This window comes from Nocardia sp. NPDC003726 (genome assembly GCF_053586955.1).
On the sequence record NZ_JBSFNF010000031.1, the window covers coordinates 1 to 19,139 of the forward strand.

General features: G+C 68.3%; 16 protein-coding genes and 2 pseudogenes. 7 read left to right on the forward strand and 11 right to left on the reverse strand.

The genetic code is table 11. The features are described 5' to 3' along the window. Positions 1 to 588: 588 nt before the first annotated feature. Positions 589 to 1,212 carry a riboflavin synthase gene (locus tag ACWDMM_RS29415; protein ID WP_195080234.1) on the reverse strand — a complete coding sequence of 208 codons (624 nt, stop codon included), beginning with the start codon at positions 1,210 to 1,212 and terminating at the stop codon, positions 589 to 591. A 561-nt stretch (positions 1,213 to 1,773) separates the two neighbouring features. Here ACWDMM_RS29415 and ACWDMM_RS29420 point away from each other — a divergent pair. Then, positions 1,774 to 2,244 carry a hypothetical protein gene (locus ACWDMM_RS29420; RefSeq protein ID WP_195080235.1) on the forward strand — a complete coding sequence of 157 codons (471 nt, stop codon included), beginning with the start codon at positions 1,774 to 1,776 and terminating at the stop codon, positions 2,242 to 2,244. 6 nt (positions 2,245 to 2,250) lie between these two features. Here ACWDMM_RS29420 and rpe read toward each other — a convergent pair whose 3' ends face one another. Next, positions 2,251 to 2,907 (reverse strand): ribulose-phosphate 3-epimerase, encoded by a 657-nt coding sequence (rpe, locus tag ACWDMM_RS29425; protein WP_195080318.1) that lies wholly within the window; start codon positions 2,905 to 2,907, stop codon positions 2,251 to 2,253. A gap of 96 nt (positions 2,908 to 3,003) precedes the next feature. On the opposite strand from rpe, the gene ACWDMM_RS29430 reads away from it, so the two are divergent. Both ACWDMM_RS29430 and ACWDMM_RS29435 read left to right on the forward strand, forming a co-directional pair. After that, positions 3,004 to 3,426: an ATP-binding protein gene (locus ACWDMM_RS29430; RefSeq protein ID WP_195080236.1), complete on the forward strand. Its 423-nt coding sequence runs from the start codon at positions 3,004 to 3,006 to the stop codon at positions 3,424 to 3,426. Next, positions 3,426 to 4,292, forward strand: coding sequence for an RNA polymerase sigma factor SigF (locus tag ACWDMM_RS29435; RefSeq protein ID WP_195080237.1), 867 nt, complete (start codon positions 3,426 to 3,428; stop codon positions 4,290 to 4,292). Before ACWDMM_RS29430 ends, ACWDMM_RS29435 begins: the two co-directional genes overlap by 1 nt. A 188-nt stretch (positions 4,293 to 4,480) precedes the next feature. Here the strand turns inward: ACWDMM_RS29435 and ACWDMM_RS29440 are convergent, their stop codons facing one another. The 5 genes and pseudogenes from ACWDMM_RS29440 to ACWDMM_RS29460 form a co-directional block, all read right to left on the reverse strand. Beyond that, a complete protein-coding gene (locus ACWDMM_RS29440; RefSeq protein WP_357111571.1) occupies positions 4,481 to 6,124 on the reverse strand; it encodes an RsmB/NOP family class I SAM-dependent RNA methyltransferase in 1,644 nt (547 codons plus the stop codon). Next, positions 6,121 to 7,044 carry a methionyl-tRNA formyltransferase gene (fmt, locus tag ACWDMM_RS29445; RefSeq protein ID WP_195080239.1) on the reverse strand — a complete coding sequence of 308 codons (924 nt, stop codon included), beginning with the start codon at positions 7,042 to 7,044 and terminating at the stop codon, positions 6,121 to 6,123. Before fmt ends, ACWDMM_RS29440 begins: the two co-directional genes overlap by 4 nt. Beyond that, positions 7,044 to 7,610 carry a peptide deformylase gene (gene def / locus ACWDMM_RS29450; protein ID WP_195080240.1) on the reverse strand — a complete coding sequence of 189 codons (567 nt, stop codon included), beginning with the start codon at positions 7,608 to 7,610 and terminating at the stop codon, positions 7,044 to 7,046. Before def ends, fmt begins: the two co-directional genes overlap by 1 nt. A gap of 622 nt (positions 7,611 to 8,232) precedes the next feature. Further along, positions 8,233 to 8,487: pseudogene (locus ACWDMM_RS29455) on the reverse strand (acetyl-CoA C-acyltransferase); the annotation flags it as partial. 19 nt (positions 8,488 to 8,506) lie between these two features. Then, entirely contained in the window at positions 8,507 to 9,460 is a 954-nt protein-coding gene (locus ACWDMM_RS29460; protein WP_323123975.1) for a LacI family DNA-binding transcriptional regulator, read from the reverse strand. A gap of 465 nt (positions 9,461 to 9,925) precedes the next feature. Between ACWDMM_RS29460 and ACWDMM_RS29465 the strand changes: the two genes are divergently transcribed. Together ACWDMM_RS29465 and ACWDMM_RS29470 are read left to right on the forward strand one after the other, a co-directional pair. Beyond that, on the forward strand, positions 9,926 to 11,095 hold the full coding sequence (locus ACWDMM_RS29465; protein WP_195080241.1) for a Rieske 2Fe-2S domain-containing protein: 1,170 nt from the start codon (positions 9,926 to 9,928) through the stop codon (positions 11,093 to 11,095). Beyond that, a complete protein-coding gene (locus ACWDMM_RS29470; RefSeq protein WP_357209266.1) occupies positions 11,095 to 11,415 on the forward strand; it encodes a ferredoxin in 321 nt (106 codons plus the stop codon). The genes ACWDMM_RS29465 and ACWDMM_RS29470 overlap by 1 nt, the downstream gene beginning before the upstream one ends. Positions 11,416 to 11,658: 243 nt before the next feature. Here ACWDMM_RS29470 and ACWDMM_RS29475 read toward each other — a convergent pair. Next, positions 11,659 to 11,870: pseudogene (locus tag ACWDMM_RS29475) on the reverse strand (FAD-binding protein); the annotation flags it as partial. Positions 11,871 to 12,217: 347 nt separating this feature from the next. Between ACWDMM_RS29475 and ACWDMM_RS29480 the strand changes: the two are divergent. Continuing rightward, complete coding sequence (locus ACWDMM_RS29480; RefSeq protein ID WP_357111564.1) at positions 12,218 to 13,024, forward strand: SDR family NAD(P)-dependent oxidoreductase; 807 nt, start codon at positions 12,218 to 12,220, stop codon at positions 13,022 to 13,024. Positions 13,025 to 13,131: 107 nt separating this feature from the next. Here ACWDMM_RS29480 and ACWDMM_RS29485 read toward each other — a convergent pair whose 3' ends face one another. Then, positions 13,132 to 14,835: a 3-ketosteroid-delta-1-dehydrogenase gene (locus tag ACWDMM_RS29485; RefSeq protein ID WP_449940543.1), complete on the reverse strand. Its 1,704-nt coding sequence runs from the start codon at positions 14,833 to 14,835 to the stop codon at positions 13,132 to 13,134. A 180-nt stretch (positions 14,836 to 15,015) separates the two neighbouring features. Here ACWDMM_RS29485 and ACWDMM_RS29490 point away from each other — a divergent pair, with 180 nt between their 5' ends. Further along, the gene (locus tag ACWDMM_RS29490) at positions 15,016 to 15,537 is read left to right on the forward strand and encodes a nuclear transport factor 2 family protein (RefSeq protein WP_449940545.1); all 522 of its coding nucleotides are present in this window, start codon (positions 15,016 to 15,018) and stop codon (positions 15,535 to 15,537) included. A 68-nt stretch (positions 15,538 to 15,605) separates the two neighbouring features. On the opposite strand, the gene ACWDMM_RS29495 is transcribed toward ACWDMM_RS29490, so the two are convergent. Both ACWDMM_RS29495 and ACWDMM_RS29500 read right to left on the reverse strand, forming a co-directional pair. Next, the gene (locus ACWDMM_RS29495; protein WP_449940547.1) at positions 15,606 to 16,340 is read right to left on the reverse strand and encodes an ABC transporter ATP-binding protein; all 735 of its coding nucleotides are present in this window, start codon (positions 16,338 to 16,340) and stop codon (positions 15,606 to 15,608) included. Beyond that, a complete protein-coding gene (locus ACWDMM_RS29500; RefSeq protein WP_449940548.1) occupies positions 16,337 to 19,129 on the reverse strand; it encodes an ABC transporter permease subunit in 2,793 nt (930 codons plus the stop codon). Before ACWDMM_RS29500 ends, ACWDMM_RS29495 begins: the two co-directional genes overlap by 4 nt. Positions 19,130 to 19,139 lie beyond the last annotated feature (10 nt).

Genomic DNA, 19,139 nt, shown 5'->3' on the forward strand with positions numbered 1-19,139 from the left:
CCGCCGCTGGCGACTTCGTCGCGGACGCGGCGGCCACTCGGACGCGAGCCGGGCCGCGAACGGCGGATGCTCGGTCTCGCTTCGCTCGAAAGACGGGGTGAGGTTCATCTGGTTGCGCAAGGTCGGCGGCACCGGATCCGTATGTAGGCCACTTTCCCGACCGGCTGCTCGTCGGCGGCCTACCGCAGCCGCTGCGCTCCGCACAGGTCGGCGTCGCGGGCACGCCCGCGGCGGCGGACAACACAGGTTTCGTCTCGCTTCGCTCGAAAGACGGAGCGAGGATTCGGCCGCGCGAGATCCGGACCACCGCGCCGGGGTGGAGGGTCCGCGGGACCTGCACGGCCCGCAGCAGCGCGGTGCTGCCGAATCGGCTGCGCTGGGGAATGATCACCGGATTCGTGTGTTCGCCGCTGATCGACGCGGCGCGGCGGAATGACCGGCGGCAGTGTTCGGCGCGGTGGCGGAACCGGGTTACCCGCTCCCGCTCGCGCATGCCTAGCGCACGCAAGGGCTCACCTCGCGAAGGTCGCGTACCCGCCGACGCGCACCCCTCGTCCCGCGTGGGCGGGAACAAGCGGGCGGCCACGGTCAGCCGCGCTGCTGGAGGCGTTCGACGTACTTGGCGATGACGTCGACTTCCAGGTTGACGGTGGTGCCGACGGTGGCGAAGCCGAGGTTGGTCAGCGAGAGGGTGGTGGGGATGAGGGAGACCTCGAACCAGTCCCTGCTGCCGGTCTCGGCCGGCTCGTCGGAGACGCCGAGGCCGGAGACGGTGAGCGAGATGCCGTCCACCGTGATCGAACCCTTCTCCACGACGTAGCGGGCGATGTTCTCGGGCAGCGAGATCCGTACCACGTCCCAGTTGTCCGACGGCGTGCGCGAGAGCACGGTGCCGGTGCCGTCGACGTGACCTTGGACCAGGTGGCCGCCGAGCCTGCTGTTCAGTGCGGCGGCGCGCTCGAGATTCACCTTGGCGCCGACGTCCAGCTTGCCGATGCTGGAGCGGTTGAGGGTCTCCGCCATGACATCGACGGTGAAGGAGTCGCCGCCGACCACCTCGACGACGGTCAGGCACACGCCGTTCACGGCGATCGAATCACCGTGCCCGGCATCGGAGGTCACCAACTCGCCCTTGATCGTCAGCCGCGCGGCGTCGGTCAGCTGCTCGCTGGCGACGATCTCGCCGAGTTCCTCGACGATGCCTGTGAACATGTGCTGTGACTCCTGTCGCGTCGTTGTCTTCCGGTTGCGCAAACAGCGCGAGACCCGGCCGCTATTCCCGCGCCTCCCCAGCCTAGTGACGCGGCGTGGCCGTAGACAGCCGCGTTCCGGGCTCGGCGAGGGACGCACCCTACGCGGGAACCGACCGCGGGGCGGGCCGAGACAGGCGGAACCGGCCGGTCCCATCGAAAATGGAACAAAAGCTGTCCACACGCGCCGCGATCGACGGGCTCGACGGGTATCGATTTCCCTTGGAAGCCATTAGGCATACCGCGTGAATTGATTAACCCCTCGGGGGTGATTGCCGATTCGTACCCGATACCCGAACGAAACACGGTTATAACGCAGAATCCGCGCTCGAACGGGGCAGGAAGCGATATCGTTACGCGGCCGACTTCTCGCGTTCAACTTTCCCGGCAACGCAGTCCGATGAGACGTTCTACCAGGGAACATGCCGGACGAACGGGGAAGCCTGCCACACGATGTTCACTCCTCGAGAAAACCGGAGAACACAGTGGAAGAAAGCAGGTCGAGCACAGCCGGGGGCGCGGTGTGACCACATTTCTCGATTCGACGCCGGAAATTCGCTGCTCACGGTATCGGCGCGAATTCCAGCTGCCCGCATCGATGGATCCCGGTTCGCACCGCATTCTCCTGCAGATCGGCGTCGACTACGGCGCGGTCACCATGCCCGCCGAACTCGGCGAGCAAGTGCTGCGGCAACTCCTCCAGGACGGAATCGCCGGGCCCGTCGTCGACCATCCGCGTGCCAAGCACTGGACCTTTCTCACCGGCCCCGCCGGACGCGACGACGTCAGCCCGGCGGTCTCGGCCGAATTGTTCCGCCTCTACGCTGCCGTGGCCTGCACGGGCAGCCAGGTGGTGCTGCCCTCACCGGACGACGAGCGCACCGGGTATCGGGTGTGGATCCGGTCACCGGAGGCCGGGGCCCGCCGCCCGCCGATCAACGCGGTGATCGAGACGATCCGCGCGGTCGCCGCGCGCCGGACGAGGACCGGCTAGCTCCGTTCAGCGGGCCCACGCCGAGGCCGCCTGATCGCGCAGCTTCTGCACGGTGGCCCCAGGGTCCGCGGTGCTGTAGACCGCGGACCCGGCGACGAAGCAGTCCACACCCGCTTCCGCGGCCGCCTCGATGGTGTCGGCGTTGATGCCGCCGTCGATCTCGACCAGCAGCCGCAGCTCACCGGCATCGACGAGGTTCCGCACGATGCGCGCCTTCTGCAGCACCTCGGGGATGAAGGACTGACCGCCGAAGCCGGGTTCGACGCTCATCACCAGCAGCGTGTCGAATTCGCGCAGGATCTCCAGGTACGGCTCGATCGGCGTGCCCGGCTTCACCGACAGCCCCGCCTTGGCGCCCGCGGCACGGATGTCGCGAGCCACCGCGATCGGATCGTCGGTCGCCTCCGCGTGGAAGGTCACGTTGTGCGCGCCCGCCTCGGCGTACGGCGGCGCCCAGCGGCCCGGATTCTCGATCATCAGGTGGCAGTCCAAGGGGATCTCGGTGGCCTTCAGCAGGCTCTCCACCACCGGGAGGCCGAGCGTGAGATTCGGCACGAAGTGCGCGTCCATCACGTCCACGTGCAGCCAGTCGGCGCCTGCGACGGCCTGCGCTTCGTCCGCGAGGTGCGCGAAGTCCGCGGACAGGATGGAGGGAGCGATCATCGGAGCGGCCGGACGCGGGTGAATCGGGTTGGACACAACGCCGGAGTCTAACGGTACCCAGGGTTGTCCAGCGCGGGAGTGGGTAGCCTGCATAGGGTGATCAATATTTCGGCGGAACAGGGGCTCTACAGCACCCCGGTGGAGATTCGGGTGGCGGCGTCGGTGACACAACTGCCCATCGTGCGTGGGCTCGCCGAAACTCTCGTCCTACTCAGCGATTTCACGCTGGACGAGGTGGCCGACATCCGGCTCGCCGTCGACGAGGTCTGCTCGACCCTGATCGCGGTCGCGGCCCCGGATACCAGCCTGAACTGCCGTTTCACCGTCGGCGACACCGAGTTGCTGGTCCGGGTCGACGGGCTGGCGGAGAAGCCGGGCCTGCCCGACCAGCGCAGCTTCGGCTGGCATGTGCTACGCACCCTCACCGACGCGGTGGAGGCAACCCAGGATTCGTTCGACCCGACGGTCTCCGGATATCCGACGACGGTCGAGTTCCGTCGGGTCCGGGGGAAGGCGTAGTGGCGGACGAAGACACCGTGTACGACTCCCAGCGCGACGACGACGCCGACACGCTGACCACCGAGGACGACGCCCTGGATGCCACGGAGACCCTGGAAGCCGCGGGCACGGTTCCCGGGTACGACGACGTCGGATTGCTCTTCGAGCAGCTCGCGACCAGTGAGGCGGGCACAGCGCGGCACAGCGCGCTGCGCGCGGAACTGATCAGCCGCTGCATTCCGCTCGCCGACCACATCGCCCGCAAGTTCAGCGGGCGCGGGGAACCCTTCGACGACCTCACCCAGGTCGCGCGGGTCGGGTTGGTGCACGCGGTGGATCGTTTCGACGTCGGGCGCGGCTCCAACTTCCTGTCTTTCGCGGTGCCGACCATCATGGGCGAGGTCCGGCGCTATTTCCGCGACAACACCTGGGCGATGCGGGTGCCGCGGCGGGTCAAGGAGACGCACCTACGCATCGGCGCGGCGATCGACAGTCTCTCCCAGACGCTCGGCCGCTCGCCGACGGCGAAGGAGATCGCCGCGGAGCTGGACGTCGACCCCGACGAGGTGACCCAGGCGGTCATCGCGGGCAACGCCTACCAGCCGAGTTCGATCGACGCGGCCACGCTCGGCCGCGACACCGACGCCTCGCTCCTGGACACCCTCGGCGAGGAGGAGTCCCAGTTCGATCGGGTCGAGGAATACGTCGCGATCCGTCCGCTGCTGGCGGGGTTGCCGGAGCGGGAGCGGCGCATTCTCACCATGCGGTTCTTCGAATCGATGACCCAGACCCAGATCGCCCAGCAGATGGGGATCTCCCAGATGCACGTCTCGCGCATCCTCGCCAAAACCCTTGCCCGCTTGCGGGAGCAATCCAGCCGGGAATGACCGCTTCGAGCGGGCGGCGCATTCGCGCACCTTCGCCGGAGCGGTGAGCCACCACGCGTCCACGTGGACCGGCCACTTGCGGTAGGGCGCTCGGCATCGCGACCACTTCCTGCCAGGTCATCGTCATGCGTCCGAGTGTGCGTCGAAGGCAGGCGCACGACTCGGACGCAGGGAACATCGCGAACCGCTCAGCGCGGTTTACGCAACGCGGCGAGGAACATGGCGTCGGTACCGTGCCGGTGCGGCCACAGCTGTGCCCCCGGTCCGTCCCCGATGTCGGTGACGCCGGGCAGCAGTTCCCGGGTGTCGAGTTGCTCGGCGCCGAGGCGGCGCACGGCGTCGGCGACGACGGACACCGTCTCGGGCAGGTGCGGCGAGCACGTCGAATACAGCACCACTCCGCCCGGGCGCACCAGTTCCCATGCGGCGGCAAGCAATTCGCGCTGCAGCACCACGAGTTCGCGGACGTCCGCCGGAGTGCGCCGCCAACGCGCCTCGGGTCTGCGGCGCAGCGCCCCGAGGCCCGTGCACGGGGCGTCGACGAGGATGCGGTCGTAGCCGGGGGTCAGCCCGCTGGCGCGGCCGTCGGCGACATGGACGTCCACCGGCAGGTCGTGCACGGCCTTGCGCACCAGTTCCGCGCGGTGGGCGGCCGGCTCGACGGCGTCCACCCGGAACCCGTCGATCGCGGCGATCGCGCCGAGCAGCGCGGCCTTGCCGCCCGGTCCGGCGCACAGATCGAGCCAGCGACCGGTGTCCGGGCCGTCGAGCGCGGCGTTGAGCAGCGCCAGCGCCACCAACTGGCTGCCTTCGTCCTGCACCGCCGCCATGCCCTCACGGACCGGCTCCAGCTTGCCCGGATCGCCGCCCTCCAAGTAGACCGCGTACGGCGACCAGCGGCCTTCCTCACCGCCGGTCACCAGCGCGAGTTCCTCCGCGGTGATGTCGCCGGGGCGGGCCACCAAGTGCACCAGCGGGCGGGCGTCGTCGGCGGCGAGCACATCGCGCAGTTCCGTCGCTCGCTCGCCGAGCGCGTCGGCGAAGGCTTGCGCGATCCAGACCGGATGGGCGTATTCGAACGCCAACCGGCCGACGGGATCGGCGGGCGCGAGCGCGTCGACCCACTGCTCGGGGGTCTTCTCCCCCGCGCGCCGGAGCACGGCATTGACGAAACCCGCCTTGCCCGCGCCGAATTCGGCGCGCGTCAGCGCGACGGAGGTGTCCACGGCGGCGTGCGCGCCGATGCGAGTGCGCAACAACTGGTAGACGCCCAGCCGCAGCACGTCCAGCAGAGGTCCGTCGATCTCCTCGATCGGCCGGCCCGCGCCTTCGGCGATCACCGCGTCCAGCAGTCCCAGCGACCGGCACGCGCCGTAGGCGAGTTCGGTGGCCAGTGCGGCGTCTCGACCCGACAATCCCCGTTCGCGCAGCAGGGCGGGCAGAACGAGGTTGGCGTAGGCGTCGCGCTCCCGGACCGCTCGCAGCACATCCCTGGCGACCGTCCGCGGCGGATCGGCGGATTCGCCACGGTGCGGTCGTCCGGCGGCCTTGGCCCCTTGGCGCGGCGCGGTTCGACCGCCGGTGGAACGGTCCGATCGACCCGCCGCGGGGCGTCGGCCGGTGGAACCGCGCCGTTCGTCACGATCGCGCCCGCCCGGCTCGGCGCGTCCGCCGCCGGAACGCCTGCCTGCCGCCTGTGACCGGCCCGCACCGTCGCGATCCTGCTGCTTGCCGCCCTGCGCACGCGCCCGGCCCGCCTCGCCGGAACTATGGCGTTCGTCGTGCCGCCGGTCGCGCGCGTTGCCGTCGCCGGACCGATCGCCGCGGGTCATTCGACCACCGCGCCGGGCTGCAGGCGGGCGCCGCGCGCCCAGTCGAGCGCGGCCATCACCCGCTTACCCTGCGGCTGAACCTGATCGAGCCGCACCGCGGTGGTCGCGGTGCCGACGAACACACCGGACTTGCGGACCTCGATCACCCGCTCCGGCAACTCCTCTTCGACCAACTCGACCGGCCCCAGCTTCAGCCGCGTGCCGCCGACCTCGGTCCACGCCCCGGGCGCGGGGGTGACCGCGCGGATGCGCCTGCTGATGGCCAGCGCGGGCTGATCCCAGCGCACGTGCCCGGCTTCGACACCGACCTTGGGCGCGTACGAGACGCCGTCGGTGGACTGCGGAATCGCCTGCAAGGTGCCGTCCTCCACCCCGTCGAGGGTCGCTTCCAGCAGCCGGGAGCCGCTGTCGGCCAACCGCTGCAGGAGGCTGCCCGCCGTGTCGGTGACGGCGATCTTCTCGGTCACCATGCCGAAGACCGGACCGGTGTCCAGCCCGGCCTCGATCCGGAAGGTGGAGGCGCCGGTGATCTCGTCACCGGCATCGATGGCCGCCTGCACCGGCGCCGCGCCGCGCCAGGCGGGCAACAGCGAGAAATGCAGGTTGATCCAACCGAAGCGCGGGATGTCGAGCACCTGCTGGGGAAGCAGCGCGCCGTAGGCGACGACGGGACAGCAGTCCGGCGCCAATTCGGCCAGCCGCGTGACGAATTCCGGCTCCGAGGGCCGCCGCGGGGTGAGGACCGGGATGCCGTGTTCGTCGGCCAACCGGCCGACCGGCGACCTGGTCACCTTCCGGCCGCGCCCCGCGACCGCGTCCGGCCGCGTCACCACGGCGATCACCTCGTGCCGAGCCGATTCCAGCAGCCGCCGCAGCGACGGAACCGCCGGTTCCGGGGTTCCCGCGAAAACGACGCGCATCAGCGGCCCGCTCCGAACGGGTTGGGCCGGCCCGCGCCGCTCATGGAGCGGGACGGACGCACCGTCACTCCCGCCCCGAACCAATCCGATTCGCGGATCACCCGCATCGCCTCCTTGCGCTGGGCCGGGTCGAGACGGTCGATGAACAGCACCCCGTCGAGATGATCGGTCTCGTGTTGCACGCACCGCGCCAGCAACCCTTCGGCCTCGAAGGCGACCGGCGCCCCGTCGACGTCCACACCGGAGGCCCGCACCCGCAGAGCGCGCCGCGTGTCGTAGCGCACACCGGGAATCGACAGGCAGCCCTCCGGCCCGACCTGCTCCTCGTCGCCGAGGACCTCCCACTGCGGGTTGACCAGGTGCCCCGCCGCCTCACCCGTGTCGTAGACGAAAACGCGCAGCCCGACCCCGATCTGCGGCGCGGCCATCCCGACACCGCCGTCGTCGTGCATCGTCTCGGTCAGATCGGTCACCAGCTGCCGCAGATCACGGTCGAACGCGGTGACCTCCGCGGCGCGGGCACGCAGAATGGGGTCGCCGAACAGGCGAACGGGCTGGATGGTCACGACTGACTCCCGGAAGCGGACGAATACGGTCGCCCCATTCTAGTGAGACGACCGGAAATCCCCGATTCGCCAGCCGGAAGCTGATACAACTCCTATGCGGTCCGGGCGGGGTGTCGATCCCTCCGCCCGGCCGCCCGGAAAACCCCTGGTCAGCGGCATCACGATGAAATCGAGCGCGGGTTGCCGATGACGCGTCACCCGGGCGGCCCGCCGCGACGTGAGGATGGGAAAGCCACCGCGGCGGGCGGACGAAGGCCCCCACTGCCCGGGAGCCGCTCGTCCACCGATACTATTTCGTGCTAGTCGCGTGCACGTCCTCACGCGAACTTCCAAAAGGAGTCGGCGACCTGCCGCGGCGACAGCGGGACATCGCTTCGCCTTTCGTTGTCCCCGAGCGCTGCCCAGTGGTAGAACGCGCGTCTCGTGGAAGATCCGTCGTCGCCGGAACCGACTTCCAGGACCGTGTGTGGGATTCGATTTCCGAACTTGCCTTGCCATAGGCCCTTCCAAGGACCGGCTCATGCAACGCTGGCCAGGCCGCCGCCAGCCGGACCGGCCGCTTCCGCTCAGTGGGACAGTCCTTGCCGGGAGTCCGTCGCTCGCGGCCACGACAATCGATCGACACGCACATGGTCTCCAGACCGAACTGCTTGTCGTGGGTCTGCAGGTTGTCGATCAGCGTGGTGGTGATGCGGGCGCCGGTCATGCCGAACGGGTGGCCCAGGGCGATCGCGCCGCCGGAAACGTTCAGCTTGTCCTCATCGATCTTCAGCTCCCGCGCCGAGCCGAGTACCTGCACCGCGAACGTTTCGTTGATCTCGACCAGGTCGATGTCGTCGATGGTCTTGCCCGCCAGCGCCAGCGCCGCTTGCGAAGCCGATGCGATACCTCGTAACTCAGGTCGACTCGCGGCGTACGACGTCGAAGTCAGGGGTGACCGGGCTCGGAGGCTTCTCGAGGTGGCCCACCCCGTAGAGCGCGAGGTCGGCTACATACCGAGCGAGTGCCCCTATCCCCATCCGCACCGTCGACAGCGCTGGAACGAACGCCCGCCCGAAGTCGGAATCGTCGTGACCGATCACAGCCAGCGGCGCCGGCACCCCGATTTCGGCGCGCAACGCGGCACCGACGACCAGAGCCGCGGTTAGATCGTTGTAGGCGACCACCCCGGTGACGCCGGCATCCCGCCAGTGCCGTACCGCCTCGGCCGCGGTTCCGTCATCGAGCCCCGCCGAGCGCACATCCAAAGACTCCAGCCCCAAGGCTGACGCTGTCCGCTGCGCCATGTCTCGACGAAGGGCTGCCAGGTCGGCCAGTCGGGGGTCGTCCGGCATCGCGTAGGCGAGCCTGCGGTGACCGCGCGAATGCAAATGCCGTACTTGTTGTTCGGCGCCTGGCGCTACGAGGGGCGAATCGGAGACCGACTGCGTGAGAACGATCTTCGCTCCACTGGCCTTCGCCGACAGGGTGTCGGCATCGCTGAGGTCGTCCAGGCCGAGGATGACTTCAGGCCGCAGCGTCTCCCAAAGCGGCTTCGCCCGGTCATCGATGCGACGCGTATAGGTGACCAAGGTATAACCCGCCTGATCGAGGCGGAAGGACACGTCATCGAGGAATTCCGCCCAGCCGGCCTCCATCGGCCATGCCGGAAGCAGCATCATCACCAGGCGGGTACTGCCGCGGCGCAGAGCCTGCGCGGCAGGATTGGGACGGTATCCGAGCCGCTCGGCCTCCGCGAGCACTCGTTGCCTTGTCTTGTCCGGAATCGTCTGACCAGGCGTGTTGTTCAGCACGAATCCGACGGTGGCACGCGAAAGGCCGAGAGATCTGGCCACGTCGGCAGCCGTCACCCGCTGTCCTGTCCCCCGCATCGCGCCACCCACCTCCCGCAGTGATCGCCACCGCACGTCTCGGTCCTGCCGTCAAACTAGCACGTGCCACGACTTGCATCCCGCCATGCTCACTCGCCCTGCGGTCCTAGCCGGCCACAGCACCGCAGCGAGCGGATCGCCCAGGTAGCCGGCGCCATTGCCCCTGCGAGACGAGTTTCCCGCTGTCGTACGTCCGCGGCCGGCGCCGGGGCGTCGTACCGCTGTGGAGTCACCGGGAAAACAGAGCCCGCCGCGCACCCCTTGGCGGCTCAGGCCTCGGTCGTCCGGTCGGTGGATGACCGACCAGAGCCGCGCCCATCCCAGTGAGTGAAATCACTACCCGATCGGCCGCACTGCGACTGCTACAACGAGGGCGCAGCGCAAGCAGCCGTGCATCGCGGCCCAACCAGCTCGCTTGCGTTCTTTCATCCGAGGAGGGTGGACATGAGTCCGGTTCAGCAGGATTCGCAGGAAGTCCGCAATATCGAAGCAGCGGCGGCCCCGACGCGTTTCGCGCGCGGCTGGCACTGTCTCGGACTGATCCGCGATTTCGCCGACGGCAAACCGCATGCCATCGAGGCATTCGGCACCAAGCTCGTGGTTTTCCGCGGCGAGAACGGCGAACTCAACGTTCTCGACGCGTATTGCAGGCATATGGGCGGCGACCTCAGTCAGGGCACCGTCAAGGGCAACGCCGTCGCCTGCCCGTTCCACGACTGGCGCTGGGGCGGCGACGGCCGCTGCAAGGAGATTCCCTATGGCCGCCGGGTGCCGCCGCTGGCCCGGACGCGGACCTGGCACGCGCTCGAGCAGGACGGGATGCTGTTCGTGTGGAACGACCCGGAAGGCAAGAAGCCGACGCCGGATGTCGCCATTCCCCGGATCGACGGCGCGACCAGCGACGAGTGGACCGACTGGCACTGGTACCGCACCGTCGTGAACACCAACTGCCGCGAGATCATCGACAACGTCGTGGACATGGCGCACTTCTTCTACATCCACGGGTCGCTGCCGACCTACTTCAAGAACGTGTTCGAAGGCCACATCGCCACGCAGTACTTCAAGAGCGGGGCGCGCGAGGACCTGCCCGGACCCGAGGGCGCGCCCAAGCTGCTGGGCACTTCGTCGGTCGCGTCGTACTACGGGCCGTCCTTCATGATCGACGACCTGACATACCACTACGAGCAAGGCGATCACCACACGGTCCTGCTCAACTGCCACTACCCGATCGATGCGAACTCTTTCGTGCTGCAGTACGGCATCATCGTCAAAAAGTCGCAGGGTCTTCCCGATGAGCAGGCGATGGCGACGGCGATCGCCCTCGGCGACTGGGTGAAGATCGGGTTCGAGCAGGACGTCGTGATCTGGAAGAACAAAGCGCGCATCGACAATCCACTGCTGTGCGAGGAGGACGGCCCGGTCTACCAGCTGCGCCGCTGGTACGAGCAGTTCTACGTCGACGCCGCCGAGGTGACCCCGGAAATGGTGGACCGCTTCGAATTCGAACTGGACACCACCCGCCCGGTAGAGGCATGGCAGGCCGAGATCCGGGCCGATCTCGCCGCGCGCGCCGATCTGGCCGCCCGGGCCGGCTCCGCCGAGGCTTCTGCCTGATGACGCCGCGCATCGACGAACGGCTGAACGAGGCGCCGATGGCGCCGGTCCAGTGCGACCACTGCGGTGCAGGAGTCCTTGTCCGCAAAGCCAGCTGGCAACAAACCAGCGTTCAGTGGAATGCCGACGCGGCCGTCCGCTGCCCTGAGCTTCGCGACACGGTGGGCAACGACCCTTCGCTACCAGGCTGCGGCCGGCTGCGCGACGCCATCGCCGCGGCAGCCACATCGGGACGACTCAGGATTCCCGCGGAGTGCGGTGCCGTGGAAAGCGATCACGGGCCCCGCCCGTGTGGTGGCGCACCACGAGAAGTCGCGTAGCCCGGCCACCGGGGCGGCGGACGCAATGCGCTGCGAGAACTGACAACCTGATGACGACCCGGCGGCGGGCCCATCGAGTGTCCGGTGACATGGATGCGCCGCGTATCGACGCAGAGGGTGCTCTCCGCGTGCGTGCTCGAGGCGTCCAGCCGAGCGATATCCGGGCTGCCGGGTAGCAGGTTCCGGGCGCCGGGCACTGCCGCCCGCACCGCAACGGTGCGGGCGGCACCCAGCGGCTGCGGCTCATGGATGCGTCCGCGCCGATTTCGCGATGTCGCAGGCCGCGCGATGGGCGAATTCCATCGAGGCACCGATCGGGTTGCCGCCCCCGGGTAGGTGGGTCCGCTGACGGCAGCCATGGAGTTCCCCGCCGCGTAGAGTCCAGCGATAGGAAGCCCCGCGGAGTCGAGGACCCGGCCGTCGATGCCGGTGCGTAGACCGCCCTTGGTGGCGAGCGGAGGTCAGCGCGCCGCCTCCGGAACCGACCACCAGCACTTCGCACTGTTCGTCCCACTACCTGCGGAATCGACCCAGCTCATCGCCCATTACCTCCCGTTCCCGTGGCAACTGGCGTCGCCGGGATGCTGAGGCCAGGCAGCCGCACGTCGACCGGACGGCGCCTTTCCGTTGACCGAGACGAAGCCGGGCACAGACTGCGGCGGCCTGCGGCTTGGTCTCTCGCCGGCAGTCCATTGAGCGGGATGCGGGCGTCCACCGGGCGTGCGAACGAGTCACCATCGAGGACTGGGCGGCGCCGTGTCTCGACGGCTCTGCCGATCATCGAGAGAAGGAGTACGTGCGCATGCCACACCTGCAGCGCTACGACAATCGCCGCGTCCTCGTCACCGGCGGCGGTTCCGGTATCGGCCAGGCCACCGTGCTGCGCCTTCTGGACGAGGGCGGTCGAGTGGCGGCCGCGGACATCAGCGAAGCCGGTTTGAAAGACACACTGGCCAAGGCCGGTGCGCACAGCGAGAACCTGACCACGGTGGTCATGGACATCGGTGAGGAAGCCTCGGTCAAGGCAGGTGTCGCGGAGGCAGTGGCGCACCTCGGTGGTCTCGACACGCTTGTCAACGCGGCGGGAGTGCTGCGGTCGGCGCACTTCGAGCAGACGACCGTCGCCGACTTCGAGCAGGTGCTGCGGATCAATCTGGTGGGCACATTCCTGGTCACCCGGGAGGCCATCTCGGCCTTGCGGGAGGGGACCAGCCCGGCTGTGGTGAACTTCAGCTCCACCTCGGCCGCGTTCGCGCACCCGTACATGTCGGCCTATGCCGCATCCAAGGCGGGCGTCCAGGCGATGACCCACGCACTGGCCATGGAGTTCAGCAAGCAGGGCATCCGGTTCAACGCCGTGCAGCCGGGCTCCATCTCCTCGGGTATGACCGACGGCAGTGGCGAGGCCAAGCAGAGCATCGGGCCGGGCCTGCCGGCCGACGCCGACTTCACGTTGTTCACCAAGGCGTCCCCCTCGCTCCCCCTGCCCGACGGCGCCATCTTCGCCCAGCCGGACGCCGTGGCGGCCGTGGTGGCGATGCTCGGCTCCGCCGACGCGTACTTCGTCACCGGCACCGAAGTGCGGGTCGACGGCGGCTCACATATGTGACACCGCGGTCCGCATCTGCGCGAGATAGACCACACTGATCCCGGCGGAAGCGGGCACCTTCGCTCGCGCGCTTCGACGCGGCTGCGAAAGGTGCCCGCCTCGTTTCGCTACTCGGATATCTCCCGCGCCGCAGCGTGCCGAGCCGCGATGTAACCGAAGACGAGTCCCTGGCCGATGGTCGCGCCTGCGCCGGGATAGGTGGCGCCGAAGGCGTTGGCCGCGGTATTGCCGATGGCATACAGCCCGTCGATGACCGTGCCGTCCTCGCGCAGCACCCGCGCATGCTGGTCGGCCACCACGCCGCCGCAGGTGCCGAGATCGCTGAGGATCATTTTCACCGCGTAGTACGGGGCTTTGGTCAAAGGCGCGAGATTGGGATTCGGCGCGACGGTGGGATCGCCGTAGTAGCGGTCGTATGCGCTCTCGCCGCGCGCGAACTCGGGGTCGGATCCGGCTTCGGCGTAACCGTTGAAGTTGTGGAAGGTCTCGGTGAACGCGGCCTCGGGAACTCCCATCGCGCGTGCCAACGCGGCGGGGTCGTCCGCGCGGTGCGCGATGCCCGCGTCGAACCACTCGCGGGGCAGCGGCTGACGGGGGACGTACTGGCCCGCCATGATGTAGTTGTTGCGGTACCGCTGGTCGAACACCAGCCACATCTGCTCGGCGGCGTCTCCGCGTCGTTCCCGCTCGAGCAACTGCTGCCCGAAGGACATGTAGTCCGTGGCCTCGTTGACGAATCGCCTACCGGTCTGATCGACGACGAACGAACCGGGCAGAGATCGTTCCGCGAGCATGACCAAGGGCGCGGAACCCGGCAGCGGCGCGAACGCGGGGAACCACCAGGCCTGATCCATCAGCGCGATGCCGGCGCCGAGGTCCTGCGCCGCGACGATTCCGTCGCCGGTGTTGCCCTCGCAGCCGAGGCTGGCCCCGGCGGCAAGGCGCGCGGACTGGAACTTGTGCCTGGCCTCCATGTCGTGCTCGAAACCTCCTGCGGCGAGCACCACCCCGCGGCGGACGGTCACGGTGACTTCACGTTCACCCTGACGCACCACGGCGCCCGTGACCCGGTCCGTGTCGTGGATCAGCCGCACCAGGCTGGTCTCGGTCCACACCGGGATGCCGGCTTCGAGCACACCGGCGAACAATCCGGCCGCCAGAGCTTGGCCCCCCGCGAGGTATTCGCGACCGATCAGCATGCCGCCGATTCCCAGAGCCGCGCGCCGCAGTATGCGCGAGAACGCCTTGACCGGTTTGCGCGCGACAAGATTCATCCACTTGTAGTCCGCACCGGTGACCGGCATCGGAACCGGTGCCTCCAGCACGCCCGAACGCAGCCGCGGGCGTTCGGCACCCAGCACCGAGGCGTCGAACGGGCGGCACTCGCAGGTGCGCCCCTCGGCACGCCCGCCCGGCTCCTCCGGGTGATAATCCGAGTACCCCTGCGCCCAGAAGAACCGCATCGGTGTCGTGCGTTCCATCATGGCGACGGTGGCGGCCCCGTTGTCGAGGAACGCCCTTCCCCGCTCGGCTGGAGCCGACTCCCCCACCACCGCCCGGATGTAGGTGTCGGCGTCTGCCAACGCCTCGGGTCCGGAGTCCGGCAGTATCGAGCTTCCCGGGATCCAGAAGGCGCCGCCGGAGCGCGCCGTGGAGCCGCCGACATGGCTGGTCTTCTCGATGATCACGCTCGACAGGCCCAGTTCGTGGGCGGCAAGCGCGGCGGCCATGCCGGTGCCGGATCCGATCACGAGAAGATCGACGGTCACCTCGTGAGCGGCCGCGAGCGGCGGCATCGACTTCTTCACCATGGTTCGGGACTCCACTTCGCACGGGATACAGATGAGGTAAAGGTAGGTTTCGGGAAGCGATCAATCGGCGCGGCTTTCCATTGAGCGGGACGCCTGTCTGTCCTCGGCTTCTGCGATGCGAATTCCACTGAACGGAAACAACTGCTGATCTTTGCGTCAGCTGCTGGTTAGCGTCGGGCCATGAACAACACTTGGAGCAGAGAAGAATTGGAATCGGCGTTTCAGACATGGCGCTCGACCGTGGCCCGAGCTGCCTCGGGTGAGGGCAGCTGGCGCGAATTCGTCGATCTTTTCACGCCGGACGCCGAATACCACGAACAAATGGTCGGCGTACTCAGGGGTCCCGAAGCCATCTGGGCATGGGCTGAGCCGACGCTGGCGAGGTTCCCGGGGTCCGCGATGACGTCGTTCCCCGACTATTGGCACCTGATCGATGACGTCAACGGCGTGATTGTGGTCAAGCTGAACAATCTGATGCGCGATCCCGGCGACGGTTCGCAGATGGGCGCCGACAATATCAGCATCCTCACCTACGCAGGCGATGGGAAGTTCTCCAAAGAGGAGGATGTCTACGACCCCGCCGAATTCGCCCGCTTGATCCCGGCCTGGTGCCGGCGCGCGATGGAACTCGGCACACTCAGCGAGGCCGAACGCGACTGGTGCGAGCAGTCGTTCGCGCAGGGTGCCTCCGAGCCCGCCTGACACCGGCGGCACTCCCCGGCGGCGAGTCACCGAGAACGCGGTGACTCGCCGCTCCTGCACAGGTACCGTCAGGCCGAAGACGCCGCGGCGGCATTCGCACCCAGGTAGGCGCGTTCCACCCGGCCCGGATCATCCCGGAGGGCCGCTGCGGCGGCCTCGTCGGCGATCCGTCCGTGCACCAGCACCGTGGCCTTGTCCGCGATGCCGAGTGCCAGGTGCACGTGCTGTTCCACCAGCAGCAGGCTGAGCCCTTCCTCGGCGGCGAGCTTTTTCAGAACCTCGAGGATCTCGGTGACGATCACCGGGGCCAAACCCATACTCAGCTCATCGATCAGGAGCACCTTCGGGCGTTGTAAGATCGCCCGGCCGATTGCCAGCATCTGCTGCTCGCCGCCGGACAGTCGTCCGGCGGCGACGCCCAGCCGCTTCTCCAACGAGGGAAAATACTCGAGTACCTGGTTCAGGCCCGCGCGGCGCCGGGAGCGGTCCGCTACCGCGAGCATCAGGTTCTGTTTGGTGCTCAGCTGCCGGAACAGGGCGCGATCGTCGGGAACGAGAACCATTCCGGCCCGCACCGCGTCCCGTGGACGGCCACCACGCACCGCCCGCCCTACCACCTCGACCTCTCCCCCTGCGCGAGGAAGCAACCCGGCCAGTGTCATCAGCAGTGTCGTCTTTCCGGCGCCGTTCGGTCCGAGCAGGCAGGTGATCTGCCCGGCTTCGAGCGCGAGGTCCACCTCACGCACACACGGGCGCTCCTTCAGATACCCGGCGGTGAGGCCCCGGCATTCCAGCGTGGTCACAGCGTCGCCTCCTGAGATGTCGCCCGGCGGACGTGCAATTCCGGCACGGCTTCGGCGTCGAGGTCGACGGTGTCCGCCGGTACCCCGAGATATGCCCGCAGTACCTCCGGATGGGTGCGGATCTGCTCGGGTGTTCCGCTGGCGATCACAGTGCCCAAATCCAGCACGATGACCCGATCGCACACCGTGAGCACCAGCTCCATGTCGTGATCGACCAGGAGGACGGCGGTTCCGTCGTCGCGAACAGAACGCAATCTCTCTCCCAGCCAACGGCTTTCGACGGTGTCCAGACCAGCAGCTGGCTCGTCGAGCAGCGCTACGACGGGTTCGGCCGCAAGGACCCGCCCCATCGAGACCAGCTGCCGCTGCCCTTGCGACAGAATTCCGGCCTCCTGATCGGCCAGATCGCTCAGGCCGAGGACTGCCAGCGTCCGGGCCACCCGTTGCGCGACGGGTAGTGGCGACTGTGAGCGGGCCGCGCCCACTCTGACGTTCTCCGCAACGGTGAGGTCGTCGTAGAGCTCCACATCCTGGAAACTGCGGCCGAGGCCGGCGCGGCTGCGTTGGTGCGGTGGCCGTCCGGCGAGCGGTTCGCCGGCCAGGGTCACCGCTCCGGTGGCCGCCGCGAAGCCGGTGATCGCGTCGATGACGGACGTTTTCCCCGCTCCGTTGGGTCCGATGAGGCCGACGATTTCTCCGGAACATACCTCGAAACCGACGTCCGAGACGGCCTTCACGGCACCGTAGCTGACGCTCACTCCTTGCACGCTGAGAATCGGTGTGGCCACATCGCGCGTACGCCCGGCGGCGTCCGAGGACTCGGCAGCTATCGGCGACACCTCGTCGGCGTGACGGGCACGGCGCCGCAGTGCCGGCCACGGAATCCGCGGGAGCTTGCCGGCGAGGCCGTCGGGATTGGTCATGACCGTCACCACGAGCAGCAGACCGCTGAGCACCGCATAGTAGTCACCGATATGCAGGAACCGGTCCACCAGCAGGTAGAGGATGCCACCGGGCGCCATCACACCGGCCAGAATCCCTCCGGTGATGGAGGTGACACCCGCGACATAGACAACGGCGAACAGCGAGATCCCGAGGAACACCGCGAACGGCTCCGGGGTAGCCAAGCTCTGCTGATACCCGAGCAACGCGCCGCCGAGGCCTGCGATGAACGCGCCGATCGCGAAGGTGATCAGCTTCGTCCTGGAGACATCGATGCCCGCTGCCGCCGCCGACCGCTCGTTGGCCCGCACGGCGAGCATGTCGGTACCGAGACTGCTGTGCCGCAGCCACGCGACGCCGAGGCCGACGACGGTGAGCACCGCCAAGCACAGCAGACCGAAGGCGATCCGTGGATATGCCTGGCCCGTACCGATGCCCAATTCGGTCCCGAAGAGCCGGGGGGCGTCGACAGGCGCGCCGTGGACGCCGCCGTTGAGCGACGGGTTGCGGAACCAGAAGGCTTCCACGAACACCGCGAGGGAGAGAGTCACCACTGTCAGCGGCAGCCCGCGCACCCGCAGCGCCGGCAGGCCGACGACCACACCGACCGCGGTGGCGCACAGGGCGGCGAGGATCGGCGCGAAAGGGAAGGGTATGCCGAGGTGCTGGTTCAGCACACTCAGCGCATATGCCGACACTCCCGCGAGGGTGAGCTGCGCCAGCGACACCTGACCGGCGTATCCGGTGACCACTACCTGGGAGAGCCCGAGAACCGCGAAGATGACGCTGCTGACGATCGCGGCACGGTAGCTGCCGGAGGTCGCCGACAATGCGACGACCGCGACGGCAAGGGATGCCAGCATGGGAGCGAGGACGCGGTCGGGACGCGGCGCGCGCCCGAGCGTCCGGCGGATCACCGAACCCCGGTCCGGCAGTGGACGACCCTTGATCACAAGGAAAACCAAGATCAGCAGGAGCGAAATGGCCTCCGCCGTACCGGCTCTCGGCCACCAGCTGTAGAGGCCCTGGAGATTGGTCGCCTCGGCTTGGAGCGCGCCGATGGCGATTCCGGCGGCCACGGTCGACCAGATCGAACTGAAATTGCCGACCAGAGTGGCGGCCAGCGCCGGGACGATGAACAACGAGTACGCCACAGGATTGAGCGCCACCAAAGGTGCGATGAGGATGCCGCCGAGGCCCGCGACCACCGATGACAGCGCCCAGTTGCTGAACGCGATCCGGTCGGGCGAAAGCCCGGTCAGATACGCGCCTTTCTCCGACTCCGCCGCGGCCTCGGTCGCCGCGCCGAACCGGGTGTAGCGGAAGATCAAGGTTGTTACCAAGGCAAGTCCGACGATGGACGCTGCTAGAAGGACTCGATCGGTGGGCACCTTGCGATCACCCAGCGAGAAGGTGTCGAGCGCGAAGATCGGCTTCACCGCGACCAGGTGTGTACCCACCCGCTGAGCGATCAGTGCCTGGACCACAACCATGAGTCCGATCGAGGCGACGGCCTTGGCGATTACCGAGGCGCTGCGCATGGGGCGGAAGACCAACGCGTAACACAGCACCCCGAGAACGGCGGCAGCGACCAGGGAGATCGCCATGGCGGGAACGACACCGAGCGGTCCGCCGAGATCGATGGTCTCGGGCAGTCCCGGTATCGGGACCATCAGCTCGCCCTTGCGCAGCAGGGCATAGGTGTAGGCAGCGTAGAGCGCGACCGCGCCGGTCGCGAAGTTCACCACCCCGGAACTCTTGAAAGTCAATACGAGCGCGAGCCCGAGCGCGGCGTACACCGCCCCGTTGCCGAGGCCGAGCACGAGATACGAAAGATGGTCAGTCATGGCTGATCTC